The organism is Nonomuraea mesophila (assembly GCF_004352805.1).
GTDB classification, from domain to species: domain Bacteria; phylum Actinomycetota; class Actinomycetes; order Streptosporangiales; family Streptosporangiaceae; genus Nonomuraea; species Nonomuraea longispora.
Genome location: NZ_SMLD01000011.1, coordinates 22783 through 43931 on the forward strand (window position 1 = coordinate 22783; position 21149 = coordinate 43931).

General features: G+C 71.1%; 21 protein-coding genes. 9 read left to right on the forward strand and 12 right to left on the reverse strand.

What is annotated here, in order from left to right:
* Positions 1-34: 34 nt before the first annotated feature.
* Positions 35-754, forward strand: a complete 720-nt coding sequence (locus tag E1295_RS06495; RefSeq protein ID WP_132628757.1) for a Mut7-C RNAse domain-containing protein — start codon at positions 35-37, stop codon at positions 752-754.
* 79 nt (positions 755-833) lie between these two features.
* Here E1295_RS06495 and E1295_RS06500 read toward each other — a convergent pair whose 3' ends face one another.
* Positions 834-1268 (reverse strand): TIGR03618 family F420-dependent PPOX class oxidoreductase, encoded by a 435-nt coding sequence (locus tag E1295_RS06500; RefSeq protein ID WP_132628758.1) that lies wholly within the window; start codon positions 1266-1268, stop codon positions 834-836.
* A gap of 48 nt (positions 1269-1316) precedes the next feature.
* On the opposite strand from E1295_RS06500, the gene E1295_RS06505 reads away from it, so the two are divergent.
* The 4 genes from E1295_RS06505 to E1295_RS06520 all read left to right on the forward strand — a co-directional run bounded on the left by E1295_RS06505 (position 1317) and on the right by E1295_RS06520 (position 6432).
* Positions 1317-1667, forward strand: a complete 351-nt coding sequence (locus E1295_RS06505) for a winged helix-turn-helix transcriptional regulator (protein WP_132628759.1) — start codon at positions 1317-1319, stop codon at positions 1665-1667.
* 255 nt (positions 1668-1922) lie between these two features.
* Complete coding sequence (locus E1295_RS06510; RefSeq protein ID WP_132628760.1) at positions 1923-3320, forward strand: MDR family MFS transporter; 1398 nt, start codon at positions 1923-1925, stop codon at positions 3318-3320.
* A 108-nt stretch (positions 3321-3428) separates the two neighbouring features.
* Complete coding sequence (locus tag E1295_RS06515; RefSeq protein WP_132628761.1) at positions 3429-5831, forward strand: PEP/pyruvate-binding domain-containing protein; 2403 nt, start codon at positions 3429-3431, stop codon at positions 5829-5831.
* A gap of 1 nt (position 5832) precedes the next feature.
* Positions 5833-6432 carry a TetR/AcrR family transcriptional regulator gene (locus tag E1295_RS06520; protein WP_220448567.1) on the forward strand — a complete coding sequence of 200 codons (600 nt, stop codon included), beginning with the start codon at positions 5833-5835 and terminating at the stop codon, positions 6430-6432.
* Here E1295_RS06520 and E1295_RS48520 read toward each other — a convergent pair.
* Genes E1295_RS48520 through E1295_RS06535 form a run of 3 tightly spaced genes read right to left on the reverse strand, consistent with a single transcriptional unit; the run spans position 6419 to position 8367 of the window.
* Positions 6419-7324 carry a hypothetical protein gene (locus tag E1295_RS48520; protein ID WP_166427104.1) on the reverse strand — a complete coding sequence of 302 codons (906 nt, stop codon included), beginning with the start codon at positions 7322-7324 and terminating at the stop codon, positions 6419-6421. The two genes, E1295_RS06520 and E1295_RS48520, sit on opposite strands and share 14 nt — an antisense overlap.
* The gene (locus tag E1295_RS06530; protein WP_132628763.1) at positions 7321-7650 is read right to left on the reverse strand and encodes a PadR family transcriptional regulator; all 330 of its coding nucleotides are present in this window, start codon (positions 7648-7650) and stop codon (positions 7321-7323) included. The genes E1295_RS48520 and E1295_RS06530 overlap by 4 nt, the downstream gene beginning before the upstream one ends.
* A gap of 24 nt (positions 7651-7674) precedes the next feature.
* Complete coding sequence (locus E1295_RS06535; RefSeq protein ID WP_132628764.1) at positions 7675-8367, reverse strand: TetR/AcrR family transcriptional regulator; 693 nt, start codon at positions 8365-8367, stop codon at positions 7675-7677.
* Between the two features lie 158 nt (positions 8368-8525).
* On the opposite strand from E1295_RS06535, the gene E1295_RS06540 reads away from it, so the two are divergent.
* Positions 8526-9437, forward strand: a complete 912-nt coding sequence (locus tag E1295_RS06540) for an NAD-dependent epimerase/dehydratase family protein (protein ID WP_132628765.1) — start codon at positions 8526-8528, stop codon at positions 9435-9437.
* Positions 9434-10321 carry a Gfo/Idh/MocA family protein gene (locus E1295_RS06545; RefSeq protein WP_132628766.1) on the forward strand — a complete coding sequence of 296 codons (888 nt, stop codon included), beginning with the start codon at positions 9434-9436 and terminating at the stop codon, positions 10319-10321. Before E1295_RS06540 ends, E1295_RS06545 begins: the two co-directional genes overlap by 4 nt.
* Positions 10322-10356: 35 nt before the next feature.
* Here E1295_RS06545 and E1295_RS06550 read toward each other — a convergent pair whose 3' ends face one another.
* The 4 genes from E1295_RS06550 to E1295_RS06565 are packed head-to-tail and all read right to left on the reverse strand — an operon-like array spanning position 10357 to position 14739.
* A complete protein-coding gene (locus tag E1295_RS06550; protein ID WP_132628767.1) occupies positions 10357-11181 on the reverse strand; it encodes a trypsin-like serine peptidase in 825 nt (274 codons plus the stop codon).
* A gap of 55 nt (positions 11182-11236) precedes the next feature.
* Positions 11237-12241 (reverse strand): acetamidase/formamidase family protein, encoded by a 1005-nt coding sequence (locus tag E1295_RS06555; protein ID WP_132628768.1) that lies wholly within the window; start codon positions 12239-12241, stop codon positions 11237-11239.
* Complete coding sequence (locus tag E1295_RS06560) at positions 12238-13605, reverse strand: APC family permease (protein WP_132628769.1); 1368 nt, start codon at positions 13603-13605, stop codon at positions 12238-12240. Before E1295_RS06560 ends, E1295_RS06555 begins: the two co-directional genes overlap by 4 nt.
* A 54-nt stretch (positions 13606-13659) precedes the next feature.
* Positions 13660-14739, reverse strand: coding sequence for a substrate-binding domain-containing protein (locus E1295_RS06565; RefSeq protein ID WP_246079878.1), 1080 nt, complete (start codon positions 14737-14739; stop codon positions 13660-13662).
* Between the two features lie 49 nt (positions 14740-14788).
* Between E1295_RS06565 and E1295_RS06570 the strand changes: the two genes are divergently transcribed.
* Entirely contained in the window at positions 14789-15235 is a 447-nt protein-coding gene (locus E1295_RS06570; protein WP_132628771.1) for a MarR family winged helix-turn-helix transcriptional regulator, read from the forward strand.
* 133 nt (positions 15236-15368) lie between these two features.
* Here the strand turns inward: E1295_RS06570 and E1295_RS06575 are convergent, their stop codons facing one another.
* Entirely contained in the window at positions 15369-16646 is a 1278-nt protein-coding gene (locus E1295_RS06575) for a Glu/Leu/Phe/Val family dehydrogenase (RefSeq protein ID WP_132628772.1), read from the reverse strand.
* A 215-nt stretch (positions 16647-16861) separates the two neighbouring features.
* On the opposite strand from E1295_RS06575, the gene E1295_RS06580 reads away from it, so the two are divergent.
* Complete coding sequence (locus E1295_RS06580; RefSeq protein ID WP_166427105.1) at positions 16862-18415, forward strand: alkaline phosphatase D family protein; 1554 nt, start codon at positions 16862-16864, stop codon at positions 18413-18415.
* 15 nt (positions 18416-18430) lie between these two features.
* Here E1295_RS06580 and rocD read toward each other — a convergent pair whose 3' ends face one another.
* The 3 genes from rocD to E1295_RS06595 form a co-directional block, all read right to left on the reverse strand.
* On the reverse strand, positions 18431-19654 hold the full coding sequence (gene rocD, locus E1295_RS06585; RefSeq protein ID WP_132628773.1) for an ornithine--oxo-acid transaminase: 1224 nt from the start codon (positions 19652-19654) through the stop codon (positions 18431-18433).
* 2 nt (positions 19655-19656) lie between these two features.
* A complete protein-coding gene (gene ddaH / locus E1295_RS06590; RefSeq protein ID WP_132628774.1) occupies positions 19657-20454 on the reverse strand; it encodes a dimethylargininase in 798 nt (265 codons plus the stop codon).
* A 124-nt stretch (positions 20455-20578) separates the two neighbouring features.
* Complete coding sequence (locus E1295_RS06595; RefSeq protein WP_246079879.1) at positions 20579-21076, reverse strand: Lrp/AsnC family transcriptional regulator; 498 nt, start codon at positions 21074-21076, stop codon at positions 20579-20581.
* Between the last annotated feature and the right edge of the window lie 73 nt (positions 21077-21149).

Genomic DNA, 21149 nt, shown 5'->3' on the forward strand with positions numbered 1-21149 from the left:
ATCGGCATGAACTCCCGCGGTCCGGTCCTCCACAATGGGGATTGTGACTGCACGCCTGCGCATCGCCTCCGAGCTGAGGTTGTTCCTGTCGGTGAGCCGGCGACGGGAGTGGCAGGAGGTGGCTCCCGACGGCACCTCCACGCTGGGGCACCACGTCGAGTCGATCGGCATCCCGCTGACGGAGGTCGGCCCGATGATCCTGGCCGGCGATCGCGGCGTGCCGCCGTCCTACCAGCCCGCGCCGGGCGACGTGGTGGAGGTGCACCCGGTGCCGCGCCCGCAGCAGTTGCCCGAGGAGCCGCGGTTCCTGCTGGACGTGCACCTGGGGACGCTGGCGCGGCGGTTGCGGCTGCTCGGCGTCGACACCGCCTACCACAACGACATGGACGACCCGGAGCTGGTGGTGCAGGCGAACGAGGAACGCCGGGTGCTGCTGACGCAGGACCGCGGCCTGCTGCGCCGCCGCGCGTTGTGGCTGGGCGCGTATGTCCGCGGCTCGCGCCCCGCCGACCAGCTCCGTGACCTGCTGGAGCGCTTCGCGCCGCCGCTGCGCCCGTGGACCCGCTGCACGGCGTGCAACGGCGAGCTGGAGCAGGTCGACAAGGTCGAGGTCGAGCCGCTGCTGGCGGCCGGCACGCGGCGCAGCTACGACGCGTACGGCCGGTGCGGGGAGTGCGGCCAGGTCTACTGGCACGGCGCGCACAGCGGGCACCTGGAGGAGATCGTACGCACGGCACGAGCCTGGGCGTCATGACGCGACGGTGAGGACGCCGGCCGGCCGATCCGCCGCATCGCGCCGGCCCGGCCCCGAGAGCTCGCGGCCCGGCCGCCCGTCAGGCGGCCCAGGGGCCGATGCCCGACACCCGCTCCACCTTGATGCGGCCGATCAGTGCGGTCGGCGAGGTTCGGTTGGCGAAGGGATAGCCGGTGCCGAGGTAGCGCTGTGCCTGCCGGTCCATGAAGGTGGCGAACCTGTCAGGAATGCCGGGGCCTTCGAAGGTCACGGTGCCGCGTACGACGAGGTGCTGTCGCAGCCCCTCCGGAGAGTTCCTGTCGTCCTCGACGAGCACCGTGACCCGCGGATTCGACCGCAGGTTGCGGACCTTGACCCGGTGGGCTTCGACGCCGAACACCAGGTCGTCCCCATCCTGTGACACCCACATGAGGCTGACCTGGGGCGAGCCGTCGGGGTTGACGGTGACGAAAGTGGCGTAGCGGTCGGTTTCGAACAATCTGTGCGCGCACGCCGGCAGCTTCTGCTCAGTCATGATCCCAATGTAGGAAGCCGAGGGGAACCGCTGGGTACCCTGGGAACCATGGGTGACTTTCCCGGCTATGGCGACGTTTTTCTCGCTGACTGCCCCGCCCGGCTGGCGGTCGAGGTGATCGCGGACAAGTGGTCGGTCGTGGTGTTGTACGCGCTCAGCCGCGGACCACGCCGGCACGGCGAACTGGTCGATCTGATCGGCGGGATCTCCAAGAAGATGCTCACCCAGACCCTTCGGCGGCTCCAGCGGTACGGGCTGGTCAGCAGGGAGGCCCATGCCGAGGTGCCGCCACGGGTCGAGTACGACCTCACCGAACTCGGCACGACCCTGATCGAGCCGATCGCCATGCTCACCCGGTGGGCCGAGGAGAACGGCGACGCCGTCCTGGCCGCCACTTAGGCACGTGGCCGTGAGGTCGTCCGCGAGGTCGCCGGCGGCGGCGGTCGTCCTCTCGCAAGGGTGGCGTGATGCGTTCCGGACATGCGGTGGCCTGCGGTGGGCCGTGCCGCGGGCCCGGTCCTGGCGTGCGTCCAGGGAAGCCCGGCGGCCTGCACAGCGTGATGGCCCGGAGCCGGCTGTTTAGAAAACGTTGCGTTCTCAATGGGTGAGGTCTATGGTGGTTAGAGAACGATACGTTCTCTAGGGGGCGATGTCATGGGCTTCGTGTTGTCGGGCCTCATTCTGACGATGCTGCTGGGCGCGCTCGACCAGACGATCATGGCGCCCGCGCTCCCGGCCGTGGCGGGCAGCCTGGGCGGGCTCGACCAGATGCCGGCCGTTGTCACCGCCTACCTCGTCGCCGCCACCGTGGTCATGCCCGTCTACGGCAAGCTCGGCGACAGGTACGGCCGCAAGCCCACCATGCAGGTGGCCATCGTGGTGTTCATGGCCGGAGCCGTGCTGTGCGCGCTGGCCACCTCGATGCCGCAGTTCATCGCCTTCCGCGCCGTGCAGGGGCTGGGCGGCGGCGGCCTCATGATCGGCGCCCAGGCCATCATCGGCGAGATCGTCAGCCCTCGCGAAAGGGGCCGCTACCTCGGCTTCATCGGGGCCGCCTACGTCGTGGCCGCCGTGGGCGGGCCGCTGGTCGGCGGGCTGTTCATCGACCGGCTGAGCTGGCGGTGGATCTTCGCCATCTACCCGCCGCTCGGCCTGATCGCACTGATCGTGCTGAGCGTCACGTTGCGGCTGCCGAAGCCCCGTACGCGGGCGCCGCTCGACGTGGCGGGCGCGCTCACCCTGGCCGTCGCCGTGGTCGGCGTGGTCATGGTGGGGCAGACCCGCGACCCCGTTCACCTGGTCGTGGCCGCTGCCGGGCTGGTGGCCTGGCTGATCAGCACCCGGTACGCCAAGGACCCGATCCTGCCGCTGCGGCTCTTCCGCGACCGGGCCTTCGCGATCCCCGTGGCGATCAGCCTGCTCATCGGGTTCGCGCTGTTCGGGACGATCACGTACATGCCGGCCTACCTGCAGATCGCCACGGGCACCAGCGCGACGCAGGCGGGGCTGCTGGTGACCGCGCTCATGGGCGGCGTGCTGGTCACGACCGTCGTGTCCGGCCGGCTGATCACGCGCACCGGCAAGTACAAGGCCTACCCCGTCGCCGGCACGGCCGTGGCGGCGACCGGGCTCGGGCTGATGGGCCTGGCCGGCGCTTCGGCGCTCGGGCTCGCCCTGGCCATGCTGCTGACCGGGCTGGGCGTCGGGCTCGTCATGCAGACCATGGTGCTGGCCGCGCAGAACGCCGTGGAGTACGCCGACCTCGGCACCGCCACCTCGTCGGTGACGTTCCTGCGCCAGATCGGTGCCTCGGCCGGGGTCGCGCTGGTGGGTGCCCTGATCACCATGAGGTCCGGCATCACCGCCACCGATCCCACGGCCCTGCCCGCCGGTGTGCGCGAGGCCTTCGCCGCCGCCGTGCCGCCGGTGTTCGCGGCCATGGCGCCGCTGCTGGTGGTGGCGTTCGTGCTGGCGATCTTGCTGCCGGCGCGGCCCCTGCGCACCACCGCCCACGCCGAGGACGAGGCGGTGGAAGCCGGGAACCGGCCGTGAACGCTGACGACCGGCGCGAAAGGCGAGAGGTGTGACCGCGCCGCGGCCGTACGCCGGAAGCGGGTCGTGGTCGCGAGTCCGGAGAAGTCGTGATGACGAGGAGATGACGTGAAAGCCGAGAGAAGCCGAGAAAGCCGGGACGAGACCGGGAGACTCGTCGCACCCCTGGACGCCTTCGGCCATGACGACCTGGCCGTGGCCGGTGGCAAGGGCGCGAACCTGGGGGAGCTGGTCAGGACGGGCCTGCCCGTGCCGGGTGGCTTCGTCGTCACCACCCGCGCGTACGAGCTGGTGGCGCGGGGCCACGACACGCGCGAGCACTTCGAGCGCGCCGAGCTGCCCGCCGACCTGGCGGAGGCGATCGCCGGCGCCTACGCCGGGCTGGGCGGCGGGCCCGTCGCCGTACGTTCGAGCGCCACCGCCGAGGACCTGCCGGGGGCCGCGTTCGCCGGCCAGCAGGACACCTACCTCAACGTGGTCGGCGAGCAGGCGCTGCTCGACGCCGTGCGCCGCTGCTGGGGTTCGTTGTGGACCGACCGCGCGAAGGCGTACCGCGCGAGGTTGTCCATCGACGGCACAGGGGTGCGGATCGCGGTGGTCGTGCAGAGCATGGTGGAGGCCGAGATGGCCGGGGTCATGTTCACCGCGAACCCTGTCACCGGCGACCGCGCGCAACTCGTCATCGACGCCAGCAGCGGCCTGGGGGAGGCCGTCGTCTCCGGTCTCGTCACGCCCGACCACTATGTGGTGGGCGCCTCCGGGCACGTCGACTTCACGCCGGGCCGCCGCGAGGTGGTCATCAAGGGCGCCTCGGGCGGCGGCGTCAGCCGCGAGACCGGAGCGGCGGGCACCGCCGAGCGGCTGCCCGATGCGGTGGTCGAGGAGCTGGCCCGGCTCGGCAGGGGCGTCGAAGCGCACTTCGGGCGTCCCCAGGACATCGAGTGGGCCTACGCGGGCGGCCGGGTGCACCTGCTGCAGGCGCGGCCGATGACCGCGCTGCCGCCGCCACCGGTCGGGAAGCTCAACCCGGTCCAGCGCCGGCTGATGACCGTCCTGCTCGAATACCTCCCTGAGCGGCCGTACCCGATCGACGTGACGACCTGGCTGCCGTACGGCCCTGCCGGGCTCATGGCCAAGGTCACCTCGTCGTTCGGGATCCGCGGTGCGTTCGAGGGGTTCCTGCGTGAGGAGGAGGGGGTGGTCTACCAGCTCGTGCCGCCGAAGCCGCGTCCGATGCCGAGGATGTTGCTCACCCCGTTCCGGCTCCTGGCCAGGGCCCGACGGTACGACCCCGCCCGCTGGACCGAGGACCCGCGCTACCGCGACTTCCTCCGCGAGGCCAAGGAACTGGCCGCGCGCGATCTCGGGTCGATGTCGTGGGAGCGGCTGGTCCGCGTGCCGAGGGAGGTGCTCGACGTCGTGCAGCCGGTGGCCGGGCTGCGCATGGACTACCTGCCGGGCTCGGGGCTCGCGCTGGTGCGGCTGCTGGTGGCGGTCCGGCTGCTGGGCCGCCGCGAGCTGTTCGGCGACCTGCTGCACGGGGCGCGTACCCGTACGACCGACGCCAACGAGGCGCTGGAGCGGCTCGCACAGGTGGCCAGGCGCACCGGCGCGCTCGACGCGGACCCGCTGCCGCCCGAGTTCGAGGCCGGGCTGCGGACGTTCCTCGCCGAGTACGGTCACCGGGAGACGTCGAGCCCCATCCTCGTCACCCCGCCGACCTGGGCGGACGCTCCTGAGGCCGTACTCGGCCTGGTCAGGTCGCTGGCCGGCGCCCCACCCGAGAAGAAGGAGGGCGAGGACGCGCTCGACCGCCTGCTCCGTCACCCGCGCCTGCGCTCCGAGCGCCGCCGCGCCCGGATGCGGCGCCGGGTGGCGGCGGCTCGTGCGGGCGTCGCCTTCCGCGAGGACAGCCACTTCTCCTTCACGCTGCCGCAGCCCGTCCTGCGCAGGTCGCTGCTGGAGATCGGCCGCCGCCTCGTCGACGTGTGGGTGCTCGACCGCGCGGAGGACGTCTTCCACCTGCGGCTGGAGGAGCTGGAAACGATCGCGGACGTGACGGCGCTGTCCGCGGACGACAGGGAGCGGCTGCGCGAGAAGGTCAGGGCGCGGGCGGCCAAGCGGGAGGAGCTGACCGGTGTGCGGCTGATCGACCCGGCCGAGGTCTTCCCGCCCCAGGCCACGGGCGACGCGCTGCTCACCGGGTCGCCCGCGAGCGGGGGCGTCGCGACCGGGCCGGTGAGGCTGATCAGGGAGCCGGCCGACTTCGGCAGGCTGAACGGCGGCGACGTGCTCGTCTGCCCGTACACGAACCCCTCGTGGACGCCGCTCTTCCAGCAGGCGGCGGCCGTGGTCGTCGACACGGGTGGCGCGGGCTCGCACGCGGCGATCGTGGCCAGGGAATACGGCATCCCGGCCGTCATGGGCACGGGCACGGGTACGTCGGTGCTCCAGGACGGCGAGATCGTCACCGTCGACGGCGGGGCGGGCACGGTCGCCCGCGCTACCTAGGATGCATGTCATGGTCACCGACCACCGCAAGCTGCCGCGACGCCGGGGCGAGGCGCTCAACGCGGCCATCTTCCAGGCGACGCTCGACGAGCTGGCCGAGGTCGGCTACGCCGGGCTGACCATGGAACGGGTCGCCGAGCGGGCGAGGGCCAGCAAGGCCTCGCTCTACCGGCGCTGGCCCTCCCGCATCGAGCTGGTGATGGAGGCGGTCTACAGTGCGCTGCCCACCCCGGAGTCCTCGCCCGACACCGGCAACTTCCGCGACGACCTGGTGGCGATGCTGAGCCGGACCGCGCAGGCGTTGTCGGGCCCGGCCGGCGAGGCGCTGCGCGGCCTGCTCGGCGAGGCGCTGCGCAACGAGTCGCCGCTGAGCGCCATGCGCAGGGGCACGCAGGGCGTCGCGAGGAAGATGATGGAGGAGATCGTCCGCCGGGCCGTCGAGAGAGGCGAGGTCGATCCCCGCGACGTCACCCCTCGACGGCTCGACGCCGGGCAGGCGCTGCTGCGGCACCATTTCCTCTTCCAGGGCACGCCCATCCCGGACAGCCTCGTGGTCGAGATCGTGGACGAGGTGCTGGTGCCGCTGCTCAAGCGGCGGTGAGCCGGACCCTCGCGGTGCGGCCCTGCCGCAGCGCGAGCCGCGCGGCCAGGGCGGCCATGCAGACGCTGACCAGCGCGCTCGCGGTGACCGCCGTCACGAACGGCCACGACGCCTGCGCCATGCCGAGCAGCATCAGGGTCGCGACGGGCAACCAGGCCAGCGCGGTGACGATGGCCGCCACCGCGAGCACCCGGGCGCCGGTCCGCACCTCGGACGCCAGCGAAGGAACCTCCGCCGCCGCCATGAACACGGGCAACGACAGCGCCAGGATGCTCGGGACGAAGAAGCCGCCCGCCATCGCGTCACCCAGTGGCCCGACGGGGAAAACGGCACCGGCGAAGGCCTGCGCGAAGCTGACGTAGCCCAGCAGCGCGATGGGAACGGCGACGAACGCCGCCGTCCACACCACGCGACGAGCCGTCACCCGCGTCACGAGCCCCTGCCCGAGGCTCCCCATGGCGCTGGAGGCGGCGAGCGCGATCATCACCACCACCAGCGTCGCCATGAGGCCCGCCGTGACGAACAACGACGTCGCCATCCCCTGCAGCGTGTGCGTGAGCGTTCCCGTGGCTCCGGCGGTCTCGGCGGCCCCGGCGGCCTCGGCCCACACGCGGTGCAGGTTCCGAAGGTCACGCACACCCGGATTCCACAGCAACGCCAGCGTGATTCCCATGGCGCACAGGACCGCGGTCGCGGGAACGTGGAACGGCCGCCGCCCCGGGATGCGCCGGTGGTGGAGCCACGCGTCGGCGGCGCCCCCGATCAGGTCGAGCACCGTGCGTACGCGCACCGGGCGGGAGGCGACCAGGTCGGCGACCTCCTCGCCGTAGCGCTGCCGCCACGCGCTCGGGTAGAGGCTCAGCACCGACTCGGCGATGAGGCGCAGGATCATGCCGTCCCCCAGACGATCGCGGCGCGCCGTGCGCCTGCCTGCTCGATGCGCCGCAGCGTGGCGAGCTGCTCCCGCAGCGCCTCGCGCCCGCTCTCCGTGATCCGGTACGGCTTGCGCCGCTCGGCCGTCTCGACCGCTTCGATCCACCCGCGTTCCTCCAGCCGCATCAGCGCGCCGTAGAGCGTGCCGGGCTCCAGCGCGGTGCCCGAGAACTCCTCGATGTCATGGATCATCCGGTAGCCGTGTTTCTGCCCTTCGGCCAGGCTGATGAGCACCAGCAGCGCCACGTCGGTGAAGCGGCCGAGCTCGGACGTCTTCCGTGCCATGTATTCAGTAAAACTTAGTAAGTGTCACTGAGCAAGTCCTATCGTGGCCGCCGCGAGGCGCATCGCGTGCTCGAAAGCCGTTCTGCGGTGGTCGATCACGTTGTCGAACTGGCCGAACACCTCGAAGTTGACCCACCCGTACAGTGCGGTCCACGCCGAGACGGCCCGCCAGATCACCGCGTCGGGCACGCCCGGCATGAGCTCATGGAAGGAGCCGGCGTCGCGTTCGAGCTCTTCGGGGCCGTGGTCCGCGGGCGGGGTGATCGCGCCGGCCTCCCAGGCGTCGGAGACGATCCGGCCGTACGCGGCGACGTCGCGCACCCTGGCCGCGATCGTGTCCTGCGGCGCCTGGTAGCCGGGCACGGGGGAGCCGTAGATCAGGGCGTACTCGTGCGGGTGTGCGACGGCCCACTCGCGCACCGCGTGGCAGGCGGCCAGCCACCGTCCGGGGAAGTCGTCGCGGGGGCGGGCGGACTCGGCCTGCTCCACCGCCTCGCCCAGCGCGTTGTAGCCGTCGACGATCAACGCGGTGAGCAGGTCGTCGCGGCTCGGGAAGTAGCGGTAGATGGCCGAGGAGACCATGCCCATCTCCCGCGCGACGGCCCGCAGCGACAGGCCGCCCGCTCCCTCCGTGGCGAGCTGGCGCCGCGCGATGTCGGTGATCTCCTTGGTGAGCTCGGCCCTGACACGTTCTCTTGCGGTACGGCTGGCAGTCATGCCCAGCACGTTATCAGAGCAGTGCCAAAAAACGAGAGCACTGCTCTTGACGAGCAATGCTCTTTTAAGAGAGCATTGCTCTCGTAACGAACGGCCGCCTTTGCGGCGCTCTTCGTCGTCAACGCGGTTCTCCGCATCATCTGGAAGCAGGTCTGAACATGGGCAAGCACGTCGTCGTGGGCTCCGGCCAGGTCGGCTCACATCTCGCCGCCAAGCTCCTCGCGCAGGGGCACGAGGTCGTCGTCGTGACCCGCTCGGGCCGCGGCCCCGACGGGGCGGTCAAGGTGGCCGCCGACGTCGCCGACCAGGCCAGGCTCACCGAGGTCACCAAGGGCGCCGACGTCCTCTACAACTGCGTCAACCCGCAGTACCACCGCTGGCTCACCGACTGGCCGCCGATGGCCGCCTCGTTCCTGGCCGCCGCCGAGTCGAGCGGCGCCGTGCTGGTGATCCTCGGCAACCTCTACCCGTACGGGCCGGTCTCCGTGCCGATGACGGAGGACCTGCCGCTCGCGTCCACCACCCCCAAGATGCAGGTACGCGCGAAGATGTGGACCGACGCGCTGGCCGCGCACCGGGCCGGCCGGATCAGGGTGACCGAGGTGCGCGGCTCCGACTACTTCGGGCCGGGCGCGACCGACCAGTCCTACCTGGGCGAACGGTTCATCGGGCCGCTCAGGGCGGGCAAGGCCGTCCCGCTCGTCTGGCCGGCCGACATCCCGCACAGCTGGACGTACCTGCCGGACGTGGCCGACGCGCTGATCACGGCGGGCGGCGACGAGCGGGCCTGGGGCAGGCCGTGGCACGTGCCCACCGGCGCGCCGCTGACCTTCCGCCAGCTGGGGGAGAAGATGGCCGCGCTGCTGGGGCGGCCCGCCCCCCGGATGTGGCAGCTGCCCTGGCCGCTGCTGCGGGCGGTGGGGCTGTTCTCGCCCTTCCTCGGCGAGTTGCGGCACACGCGCTACCAGTTCGTCGCGCCCTACGTGCTCGACTCGTCGGCGTTCGAGCGTATGTTCGGCGTGGCGCCCACCCCGATCGAGGACGCGCTCAAGGCTACGCTCGACGCGTGAAGACAGCTCTGATCGGCCTGGGCGATATCGCGGAGAAGGCCTACCTTCCCGTGCTCGCCGCGCAGCCCGCCCTCGACCTGCACCTCTGCACACGCAACACGGCCCGGCTGGACCGGCTCGGCGACACCTACCGGATCGCCGCCCGGTCGTCGAGCGTGGACGAAGTGATCAAAGCCGGCGTTGAGGCGGCGTTCGTGCACGCCGCCACCGACGCCCACCCCGAGATCGTCGAGCCGCTGCTCAGGGCGGGCGTGCACGTCTACGTCGACAAGCCGATCGCCTACACCCTCGCCGAGTCCGAGCGGCTCGTGCGGCTGGCGAGGGCCGAGGGCCGGTCTCTGATGGTGGGGTTCAACCGCCGGTACGCGCCCGGATATGTCGGACTTGCCGCCCATCCGCGTCATCTCCTGCTCATGGAGAAGAATCGCGCTAACCACCCCGACACGCCCCGGCGAGTGATATTTGATGACTTCATCCACGTGGCGGACACTCTCAGATTTCTCGCCCCCGGCCCGGTCACCGACACCACGATCAGGACCCGCGTCAGCGACCGCCTGATCGAGCACATCGTGCTGGAGTTGTCCGGCGACGGCTTCACCGCCATCGGCGTCATGAACCGGGTCGGCGGTGCCTCCGAGGAGTCCTGCGAGGCCATGGGCGACGGCGCCAAGCGGCGCGTGGTCAACCTCGGCGACGTCATCGAGTACAAGGGCGGCGAGAGCCTCGTCCGGCGGCCCGACTGGGTGCCGGTGGCCAGGCAGCGCGGCATCGAGCAGATCTGCCTGGAGTTCCTCGCCGCCGTACGCGAGGGCCGGGCGATCGACGCCGGCGACGCCCTGGCCACCCACGCGCTGTGCGAGCAGATCGCCGAGCACGCCACCTGACCCCGAGCCGGCCGCGAGAGCCGCGTCCGGCGGGGTCAGTCGCGCTGCCTGAGGCGCATCGTCCTGTCGGCCCTGGCGAACATGCGCTTGAACGGCTTGTCACCGAGCCGGGCGAGCACGGTGTACCCCTTCGAGTCGCTCAGCGGGCTGGACGACGACACGACCCCCGCCACGGAGCCGCCGTACACCGCGGGCCCGCCGCTGCCGCCGGCGGCGGCGTGGCAGTTGCGGGTGACCATCAGCCCCGGCCCCTCGAAGATCGCCTCCGAGGCGTCACCCACGCACCGGTACAGCCGGGTGCCCGGATAACCCTTGCCCGCCGGGTAGCCGAGCAGTTCCAGGCCCTCCAGGGTGGTGCCCTTGGCCGTGGTCATCGTCGGCAGGCCCCGGCCGGTCACGGCCTCCAGCGAGCGCTTGCCGCGCCCCACTCCCACCAGCCCGATGTCGTACGGCAGCAGCCCCGGTGAGTACGGCCGGTTGCGCCACCTCGCAGGCACCCACGTGCGCACGGCGGGCCAGACGCCGAGCCCCGGCCGGCCGCCGTCGTAGCCGGGCAGGAAGGCCAGGTTCTCGAGCACCCGGCCGTGGTTGTAGAGGCAGTGCGCGGCCGTCAGCACGAGGCTGCGGCTGCGCGAGCCGATCACCGTACCTCCGCACAACACGTCCCGCCGGGAGACGGGATCGTGACCGAGCAGCACCCCGGTGAGGCGCCGCGCCCCCGTGTAGGGGCGCGCGACCGGCGCGTAGCCGAGGCGGTCGCCGTCAGGCGTCAGGACACGGGCGGAGGGCACGTTGCGCTGGGACACCTCGGTGACGGCGGTCGGGTCGATCAGGGCGAGGGACAACACCAACCTGAGCACCCGCCCAGCCTACGGCGAAGATGATCAGACCTCTGACCTGCGACATTCCTCTTTACTAAGTCGTGTACTGGGCGGCGAGCGTGCGCAGGCGCGCGTGAGCGGAGTCGTAGACCGCCGCGCCACCCGTGTACGTCTTGGCCAGCTTGGCGACCATCGTGTAGTTGGTGTCGCAGACGTTGCCGACCGGCGCCTGCCCGGCCTGGCTGACGAGCTGGTAGGCGTCGAGCGTGTCCAGCCCGGTCAGCTCCGACGTCCAGGTGACCAGGTCGTGCTGGCTGATCCGGTACGCGTCCTCCAGCGGCCTGGCCGACCCGGTGGACATCAGGTGCAGGTCGTCCTCCATCCGGGGCCACGGCGTGGCGACCCCCTTGATCAGATCGACCGCGACGACCGTGTTCATGGCCGACTCGACCGCGGTGCCGCACACCTCGCCGTGGCCCTGCAGCCCGTGGCCGTCGCCGATCGAGAACATCCCGCCCTCGACGTTGACCCCCAGGTAGACGGTGACGCCGGCGCGCAGCTCGGGGGTGTCCATGTTGCCGCCGTGCGCGTCGGGGGTGATGGTCATGCGGGCCTCGTTCGCGGCGGGGGCCACGCCCACGGTGCCGTGCATCGGGTCGAGCGGCAGCTCCACGCTGAAGTCGCTGGTGCGGGCGTGGTAGACGGCCACGCCCTTGGCGAGGTCGATGTCGTAGCGCCAGACCCGTTCCTCCAGCGGCGGCTGGAGCATGGCCGTGGTGTGGGTGCCGGTCAGCGCGCCGAAGTGGGGGAACGTCGTGGAGACCGCCCAGTCCCTGGCCGGGGTGATGCTGATGAAGTGCAGGGCGAGCGTGTCGCCCGGCTCGGCGCCCTCGACGTGGAAAGGGCCGGTCACGGGGTTGAGGTAGGGGAACTCGCACACCTGGGACGGCAGGTCGTCAACGCGTCGGACGAGGCCGCCGAAGCAGTCTTCGGTGTAGAGCTCCACGATCGTGCCCGGCCGCACCTTGCCGACGGGGGCGCGCCCGCCGAAGGTGTAGCTCAGGTCCTCCGGCGCGGGGTGGTAGGAGACGACGTTCACGAGACCTCCGTGGGAAGTGTGGGCTTACGGCCGATCAGGTAGGTGATGCCCAGAATGGCCAGGCCGATCGCCAGCCACACGCCGCCGACCCACTGGGCCGCGACGTTCTGGTTGTACACGACGGCGACGAGGACGGCGAAGCCGATGACCGGGGCGACGAGGTGGGCCCACCAGTTGGTGCTGCGCTGCTTGACCACGTAGTGCACGACGACGGAGACGTGCAGCACCAGGAACGCGGACATGGCGCCGAAGTTCACCAGCGAGGCCAGCTCACCGACGCCGTTCGCCCTGGTGCTCATGAAGACGCCGAGCGCCAGCGAGACGGCGGCCACCGCGAGGGTCGCGTTGACCGGCACCTTGTGCTTGGCGTTCACCCGCGACAGGAAGGCGGGCAGCTGCCGGTCGCGGGCCATCGCGAACAGCAACCGCGACGTGGCGGCCTGCGCGACCAGCGAGTTGGCGAAGCCCCAGGCGACGGCGGTGGCCACGGCGGTGAGCACCGCCAGCCACGGCCCGCCGGCGTACGCGGCCGTGTCGTAGAAGGCGTTGCCCTCCGGGTCGCCGCTCGCGATCAGCGCGTCCCGGCCGGGGGTGAGCAGCGCTGCGACCCAGGTCTGCGTGACGAACAGCACGGCCGCCAGGCCGAGTGCGGCCAGCATGGACCTGCCGAGCCTGCGGGCGTCCTCCCGGTTCTCCTCGGCCAGCGTGGAGATGCCGTCGAAGCCGAGGAACGACAGCACGGCCACCGACGCGGCGGCGAACATCACGCTGAACGTGAACCCGGACGAGTCGAAGATCGGCGTGAGCGCGCCGGCCTGCGCCCTGCCCTGCGCCAGCGCGACGCCGGCGACCACCAGGAAGATCGCCAGCACGACCAGCTCGGCCGCCAGCATGATCCGGGTGATCCTGGCCGTCATCTGGATGCCGAGGTAGTTGACGACGGTGTTGAGCACCACGAACGCCGCCAGCCACGCCCAGACGGGGATCACGGGCACGAACGAGTTCATGGCGACGCTGGCGACCAGGTAGAGCAGCGACGGCACGAGCACGTAGTCGAGCAGGATGGCCCAGCCGGCCATGAACCCGACGGGGGCGGCGATGCCGCGGCCCGCGTACGTGTAGACGGACCCGGCCATCGGGAACGCCTTGGCCATCTGCGCGTACGACAGCGCCGTGAACGCCATCGCCACGAGCCCGATCACGTACGCCAGCGCCACCATGCCGTGGGAGACGGAGAAGACGTTGCCGAAGATCCCGAACGGTGCGATCGGCACCATGAAGATCAGGCCGTAGATCATCAGGTCGGTGAAGCCCAGCGAGCGCTGGAGCTCCTGGCGGTAGCCGAACTGCTCGATCGTGCTCATGGGGACGGCTCCTTGTGCATCGGGGGGCGTCTCGCACCTTAGAGCCAAAGCTTTCTAGTGAAAAGGTTTCTCTAGAAAGAAACTCAGGCCGTCCGCCCTGCCGAGGTGAACGGGGTGGTGCACCTGCCGGCCCAGCAGGGTGAGCGTCCCGCGCGCGCTGGTGATCGTGGCGCCGTCGGCCACCGCGTCGAGCGCGGGCACGGCCAGCGAACCCGCCCGCGCGCACAGCGCGGCCAGCATGGCGACGGCCTCGTAGCAGCCGTGGCCGTGGGCGTTCAGCATGGGGGCGTCGGGGCCGAAGCGCGCCGAGTACCGCTGGGCGAAGGCGAGGCCGGCCTCGGTCGGCAGGTCGCGGAAGTAGCCCATCGACGCGTACAGCCCGCCGGTGACGTCACCGCCGATGCCCAGCAGGCCGTGCTCCTCCAGCGCGCCGCAGAGCCGGGCCGCGCCGAGCCCGGCGGCCGCGTACGCGCGGTTGAAGTCCATCAGGTCGCTGCCGATCAGCGTCAGCAGGACGGCGTCGGGACGGGCGTCCGCCACCTGGCCGAGCCGGCACACCGCGTCGCCGTACGGGACGAGGCTCTCACCCACCACGGTGGCGCCGAGCGCGCGCAGCAGCGGCCGGGCGTTCGCGTGCACCAGGCGCGGCCAGATGTAGTCGTTGCCCAGCAGGAACCACCGACGTGCCCGGCGTGTGCCGGCCAGCCACTTGATGCCCGGCGCGAGCTGCCGGCCGGGGGTCTCGCCGAGGAAGTAGACGCCCGGCGCGTGCCCCCCGCCTTCGTACGGAGGCCCGTAGACGAACGGCACCCGCCCGGCGATCGCGGCCACCACCTCGACCCGCACGTCACTGGCGTGGGCGCCCGCGACGGCCTGCACCGTGCGCGTCCCGACCAGCTCGGACACCTCGGCCGCCACCTGCCGCGCGGGCCGTCCGCCGTCGACGAGGACCAGCTCGACCGGCCTGCCCAGCAGGCCGCCCCCGGCGTTGAGCTCCTCGGCCGCCAGCACGGCACAGTTGATCGCGCAGGGGCCCATCAGGCCGAGCACCCCGGACACGGGCACGACCAGGCCGATCCTGATCGCGCCCGACGGGAGGAGCCGCGCTTCGAGAGGATCGACGGTCGCCGCCACGCCGACGAGTATCCTCCCTTCTAGCTCGCCGACGAAAGGACCTCCTCCCATGACCTCCTCAGGCCTCGGGTCCTCGCTCGCCTATCTGCTGAGCCGCGCGGAGCGCAGCGTCAACCGGGGCCTGGCGGCCGCACTGGCGGGCGAGGAGGTCACCGTCGAGCAGTGGCGCATCATGCGCGCGCTGGCCGACGGGCGGGGCGACTCGATGGGAGAGCTGGCCGCGGCCGTGCTCATGCCCCATCCCACCCTCACCAAGGCGATCGACCGGCTGATCGAGCGGGCGCTGGTCTACCGGGGGCCGTCGAAGGGCGACCGGCGGCGGGTGGCGGTGTTCGTCTCGGACCGGGGCGCGGAGCTGCTCGCGCGGGTGGACGGAGCGGTGGCCGAGCACCACGGGCTCGTCGCGGTGGCGTTCGGTGCCGAGCGCACCGAACGGCTCATGCGCGATCTGGAGGGCCTGGTGGCCGCGCTCGACTACGCCGAGCTGAGGAAGTGAGTCGGGGCTCGACTACGCCGAGCTGGGGAAGTGAGCCCGGGAAAGGCGCCGGAGCCCGCCCTGGACGGCGGGCTCCGGTCGTTCCGGCCGGTGGTCGTCCTTGACCTCCGGTGGTTCGCGAACTCGCCGGACGTTACGGGTAGAGGCCGCGCATCCGGTGCGCGTCGGCCACCCGGCCCACGCCGATGACGTGCGCCGCCTGCCTGAGCGTCAGCCCGCGCTCGGCGGCCAGCGCCTTCACCTCGGAGTAGGCGCCCTGCATGAGGTCGCGCAGCTTGAGCTCGACCTCACTGGAGCTCCAGGAGTAGGCCTGCATGTTCTGCACCCACTCGAGGTACGACACGATCACCCCGCCCGCGTTGGCCAGGATGTCGGGCACGACCACGGTGCCGGCGGCGGCGAGGATCTCGTCGGCCTGCGGCGTGGTGGGCCCGTTGGCGCCCTCGACGATCAGCCTGGCCCGGATCCTGGGCGCGTTGGCCTCGGTGATCGCGCCCTCAAGCGCAGCCGGAACCAGCAGGTCGACGTCCAGTTCGAGCAGGTCGTCGCGGGCCAGCGCGTCGGCGTGACGGTAGCCGTGCACGCCGCCGGCCTCGGCGACCCAGGCGCGCAGCCGGGCGATGTCGAGGCCGCCGCTCGCGTGGACGGCGCCCGTGACGTCGGACACCGCCACCACCTTGCAGCCGGCGTCGGACAGGTATTGGGCGGCCAGCGCCCCCACCTTGCCGAAGCCCTGCACGGCCACGGTCACGCCGTCGGGCGAGCCGCCCAGCGCGGCCAGCGCCGCGATCTGCACGCCGCGCGACGTCGCGCTCGCGCGCCCGAGCGAGCCGCCCAGCGTCATCGGCTTGCCGGTGACCACGCCGGGCACGGAGTAGCCGGCGTTGACGCTGTAGGTGTCCATGACCCACGCCATGGTCTGCTCGTCGGTGCCGACGTCGGGCGCGGGGATGTCCTTCTCCGGGCCGATCAGCGGCAGGATCTCGTTGACGTAGCGGCGGGTCAGCCGCTCCAGCTCGCGGATGGTGAGCTCGGACGGGTCCACGGCCACGCCGCCTTTGGCGCCGCCGTACGGGATGCCGACCAGTGCGCACTTCCACGTCATCCACATCGCGAGTGCGGTGACCTCGTGGATGTCGGTGCTGGGATGAAACCGGAGCCCGCCCTTGGCGGGGCCGCGTGAGACGTTGTGCTGGACCCGGTAGCCCTGGACGACGTCGAGACGTCCGTCCTCGCGCCGCACCGGGACCGAGACGGTCAGGGAGCGGCGGGGCGTCGCCAGCATCGTACGGAGCCCGTCGTCGAGCCCGAGATGCCCGGCGGCCTGGTCGAGCTGGTGGAGAGCGGAGTCGAGTGCTTGACGCCCCGGTGTGATCAGGGCCGGCGTCGTTGACGGCACCATGATGCTCATCGAAGAGTTTCCTCCTGGTATTTACGCCCTTTATATAGGGAAGGCGCCTTTGCCTTCCTTTTTGGGCGATGTTGTTACGATCATCCTATGGCGAGGGGTTTGATCTCGCCTAGGTGTTGGCGGAAATCCCAGCCGGTGATCGAGGTGTCACGAGCGGCGCCACTCTGGCAGGCTTGCGTGCGGATGTGTGCCGAATCGTCGATCTGAGGAGTGGAATGCCCGCACTCGTGGTGGGGCCGTTGCTGCGTTACGTCGATCGTGACAGCGCCTCGATCTGGGTGGAGACCGCCGACCCTTGCACGGTCACCGTCGAAGCGGACGGCAGGGCTTACCGGTCGCCTACCTTCACCGTGCACGGACACCACTACGCGATCGTGGATCTCGTTGGACTCTCCCAGGATATCGGGTCCTATTCCGTCACACTCGACGGGGAGGCCGTATGGCCTCTGGAAAGTCACCCGCCCAGCCGGATCAGGTTGCTGCCCGCCGAGGGAGTGCGCAAGCTGATGTTCGGCTCGTGCCGCACCAGCGTGCCGCACGACGCCCCGCACGTGATCACGCACGGCTACGACATGCTGGGCGAGCTCGGCACCCATCTGGCGCAGGCCGGCGACGAGGAGTGGCCCGACCTGCTGTTGTTCCTCGGCGACCAGGTCTACGCCGACAGCCCGTCGCCCGAGATCCTCGCCTACATCAAGGCGCGGCGGGACACCGAGCCGCAGGGCGAGATCGCCGACTTCGAGGAATACGCCGAGCTCTACCGCCAGGCGTGGACCCACCCCGACATCCGCTGGGTGCTGTCCACCGTGCCGACCGCGATGATCTTCGACGACCACGACGTGCGCGACGACTGGAACACCTCGAAGACCTGGCGCGAGCAGATGGCCAGGACACCATGGTGGCGCCGCAGGGTGGTCTCCGGGCTCGGGGCCTACTACGTCTACCAGCATCTCGGCAACCTCTCGCCCGCCGAGCGCGCCGGGGACTTGCTCCTGCAGAAGCTGCTGAGCGGCGAGGGCGACGCCGGGGACGCGCTCGACGCGTTCGCCGACAAGGCCGACACCGACCCGAGCAGCAACCGCTGGAGCTACGCCCGCGACCTCGGCGGCACCCGCCTGATCATGGTCGACACGAGGTGCGCCAGGCAGCTCACCCCCGGCGACCGCCGCATGCTCGACCCCGACGAGTGGGCCTGGCTGGAGGAGCAGGTCACCCGCCCGGCCGAGCGGCTGATCATCGGCTCGTCCATCCCGTTCCTGCTGCCCGAGGGCGTGCACGGGGTGCAGAACTGGAACGAGGCCCTGTGCGACGGCAAGTGGGGCCGCCTCGTCGCCAAGGGCTCAGAAATGCTCCGGCAGGCCTTCGACCTGGAGCACTGGGCGGCGTTCCGGCGCTCGTTCGACGACCTGGCCGGCATGCTGGCCAAGCTCGGCAAACCCGTGCTGATCCTCTCCGGCGACGTGCACTACTCCTACCTGGCCAAGGCCGACTCGGGGCCGATCTACCAGGTCGTGTGCTCGCCGATCCGCAACCCGCTCAGCAGGCTGCTGCGCTGGGCCAACGTGGTCACCCAGTTCGGCCTGGCCACGATGGTGGGCGGCCTGCTGGCGCGGTCGGCGGGCATCGCGCGGCCGCCCTTCCGCTGGAAGATCATCAAGGGCCCCTGGTTCCAGAACGCGCTGGCCACGCTCACCCTCCCCGGGACGCTCACCTGGTACGAGTCGCGAAACGACGCCGTGCAACCGATCGAGTCCGTACACGTGGGGTGAGCGCCACCCGCGCCGTCACCCCTCCCGACGCTCCCTCATGGCGTGGATCGCGTCCGCGAGCTGGTCGATCGCCCAGACCAGGTCGTCCTCGGAGACGACGATCGGCGGGGCCAGCCGGATCGTGGAACCGTGCGTGTCCTTGACCAGCACACCGCGCTTCAGCAGCGCCTTCGACACCTCGCGCCCGGTGGCCAGCGTCGGGTCGATGTCCACGCCCGCCCACAGGCCCCGCCCGCGGATCTCGGTGACGCCCTTGCCGAGCAGCCCGCGCAACCGGCTGTGCAGGGTCTCGCCGAGCTTGGCGGCCCTGGCCTGGAACTCGCCGGTGTTCAGCAGCTCGACCACCGCGATGCCGACCGCGCACGCCAGCGGGTTGCCGCCGAAGGTGGAGCCGTGCTGGCCGGGGTGGATCACGCCGAGCACGTCGCGGTCGGCCGCGATGGCCGACACCGGTACGACGCCGCCGCCGAGGGCCTTGCCCAGGACGTAGATGTCGGGCACGACCCCCTCGACGTCGCACGCGAACGTCTGCCCGGTGCGCCCCAGACCCGACTGGATCTCGTCGGCGATCATGAGGATCCCGCGGTCCGTGCAGAGCTGCCTGACCTCGGTCAGGTAGCCCTCCGGCGGCACCAGCACCCCGGCCTCGCCCTGGATCGGCTCGACCAGCACGGCGACCGTGTCGGCGTCGGCGGCCTGCCTGATCGCCTCGGCCGAGCCGTACGGGACGATCCTGAAGCCCGGCGTGTAGGGGCCGAAGTCGTCGTGCGCGTCCGGGTCGGTGGAGAAGCTGACGATCGTGGTGGTGCGGCCGTGGAAGTTGTTCTCCATCACGATGATGTTGGCCCGGCCGGGCTCGACGCCCTTGACCTGGTAGCCCCACTTGCGCGCCACCTTGATGGCGGTCTCGACCGCCTCGGCGCCGGTGTTCATGGGCAGGATCATGTCCTTGCCCGTGAGGTCGCCGAGCCCGGCGCAGAACCGCGCGAACTGGTCGTGGTAGAACGCGCGGCTGGTCAGGGTCAGCCGTTCGAGCTGGTCCCGCGCCGCCTCGATGATCTTCGGGTGGCCGTGGCCGAAGTTGAGCGAGGAATAGCCGGACAGGCAGTCCAGATAGCGTTTCCCCTCGACGTCGGTGACCCACGCCCCGTGCGCCTCGTGGATCACCACGGGCAGCGGATGGTAGTTGTGCGCGCTGCGGCTCTCGCTGATCTCGATGAGCTCCGCGCTGGTGGTCATGGTCACTTGTCCCCCCTGATCTCCAGTGTGCAGCACTTGGGACCCCCACCCGCCTTGCGCAGCTCCGACAGGTCGACCGGGATCACCTCATACCCCCGGAGCTTGAGCTCCAACTGCAGGGTGGAGGCCTCGGCGTTCATCACCACGTGGGTGCCGTCGCTGACCGCGTTCAGGCCGAGCACCTCGGCGTCCTCGGCGGTCGCGAGGACCGCGTCGGGGAACATGCGGCGCAGCACCTCCTGGCTGCCCAGCGAGAAGGCCTGCGGGTAGTAGGCCACGTTCCTGCCGTCCAGCGGGAACAGCGCCGTGTCCAGGTGGTAGAAGCGCGGGTCGACCAGGGTCAGCGAGATCACCGGGCGGCCCAGGACCTCCTGAGCCTCCTGGTGGGCGCGTACGTCGGTGCGGAAGCCCGTGCCGGCGAGCACGACCTCGTCGAGCGCGAGGAAGTCGCCCTCGCCCTCGTTGACGTGCCGGGGCTCGTGCACCGGGTATCCGCGCTCGGCGAACCAGCGCAGGTAGGCGGGACCCTCGGGGCCGCGCTGCGGGTAGGCGAACCTGGCGCCGTAGACGCGCCCGTCGACGACCAGCGCGCCGTTGGCGGCGAACACCATGTCGGGCAGCCCGTCGATCGGGTCGATCAGGCTGACGCGATGGCCGAGTTCCTCGTACGCGGCCTTGAGCCTCTCCCACTGCAGCACCGCGAGGTCGCGCGACGCGCCGTCCTCCGGGCGCATCCACGGGTTGATGCTGTATTCGACGGCGAAGTACTCAGGGCGGCACATGAGGAAGTGTTTGGGCATGCAGCGCTCCATCATCGTTGACCAGGGAAAATCCCGCTCCGGAGTGACGCAGCCAGCCTAGGAACCGCTTCCGGCGGCGGCCAAGACTCCGGCATTGCGTATTCGCGCAGGTCTGTTGCGACTTTCAGGCGTTCGTACGCGGTCCGTTGCGCGGTTCGGGCCCTGGTTCGGGGACTGTGGTGCCGGGGGGTGCGTCGACCAGCCTGGAGAGCACGATGACGCTCTTGGTCCGCACCACGAAGGTCTCCGCCGCGATGCGCTCGATCACCCGCTCCACGTGGCGCACGTCCGTCGCCCTGATGTGCAGCAGCGCGTCGGCGTCGCCCGTGATCGTGGCCGCGCCCACCACCTCGGGGAATTTGGCCACGGCCAGCGCGATGTCCGACGGCTTGGTCTTGCCCTGGCAGAACAGCTCCACGTAGGCCTCGGTGGTCCAGCCCAGCGCCTGGGGCGCCACCCGGGCGCTGAACCCGGTGATCGCCCCCGTCGCGCGCAACCGGTCGACCCGCCGCTTGACCGCCGACGCACTCAGTCCTACCTGGTCGCCGATGTCCGCGTATGTCGCACGGGCGTCGTCGACGAGCGCCGCGATGATGTCACGATCGAGCCGGTCCAGTTCCACGCGCTCTGTATACAGCCTGGCCAGGCTGGCGCGCGACGCGCGGCGCGCGGGAGACTGGGCACTCGTACATTGT

Coding starts and splice junctions, on each gene's coding strand:
- E1295_RS06495 (WP_132628757.1), top strand. CDS start 35: ATGGGGATTGTGACTGCACGCCTGCGCATCGCCTCCGAGCTGAGGTTG.
- E1295_RS06500 (WP_132628758.1), bottom strand. CDS start 1,268: ATGACTGAGCAGAAGCTGCCGGCGTGCGCGCACAGATTGTTCGAAACC.
- E1295_RS06505 (WP_132628759.1), top strand. CDS start 1,317: ATGGGTGACTTTCCCGGCTATGGCGACGTTTTTCTCGCTGACTGCCCC.
- E1295_RS06510 (WP_132628760.1), top strand. CDS start 1,923: ATGGGCTTCGTGTTGTCGGGCCTCATTCTGACGATGCTGCTGGGCGCG.
- E1295_RS06520 (WP_220448567.1), top strand. CDS start 5,833: ATGCATGTCATGGTCACCGACCACCGCAAGCTGCCGCGACGCCGGGGC.
- E1295_RS48520 (WP_166427104.1), bottom strand. CDS start 7,324: ATGATCCTGCGCCTCATCGCCGAGTCGGTGCTGAGCCTCTACCCGAGC.
- E1295_RS06530 (WP_132628763.1), bottom strand. CDS start 7,650: ATGGCACGGAAGACGTCCGAGCTCGGCCGCTTCACCGACGTGGCGCTG.
- E1295_RS06535 (WP_132628764.1), bottom strand. CDS start 8,367: ATGACTGCCAGCCGTACCGCAAGAGAACGTGTCAGGGCCGAGCTCACC.
- E1295_RS06540 (WP_132628765.1), top strand. CDS start 8,526: ATGGGCAAGCACGTCGTCGTGGGCTCCGGCCAGGTCGGCTCACATCTC.
- E1295_RS06560 (WP_132628769.1), bottom strand. CDS start 13,605: ATGAGCACGATCGAGCAGTTCGGCTACCGCCAGGAGCTCCAGCGCTCG.
- E1295_RS06570 (WP_132628771.1), top strand. CDS start 14,789: ATGACCTCCTCAGGCCTCGGGTCCTCGCTCGCCTATCTGCTGAGCCGC.
- E1295_RS06575 (WP_132628772.1), bottom strand. CDS start 16,646: ATGAGCATCATGGTGCCGTCAACGACGCCGGCCCTGATCACACCGGGG.
- E1295_RS06580 (WP_166427105.1), top strand. CDS start 16,862: ATGCCCGCACTCGTGGTGGGGCCGTTGCTGCGTTACGTCGATCGTGAC.
- rocD (WP_132628773.1), bottom strand. CDS start 19,654: ATGACCACCAGCGCGGAGCTCATCGAGATCAGCGAGAGCCGCAGCGCG.
- ddaH (WP_132628774.1), bottom strand. CDS start 20,454: ATGCCCAAACACTTCCTCATGTGCCGCCCTGAGTACTTCGCCGTCGAA.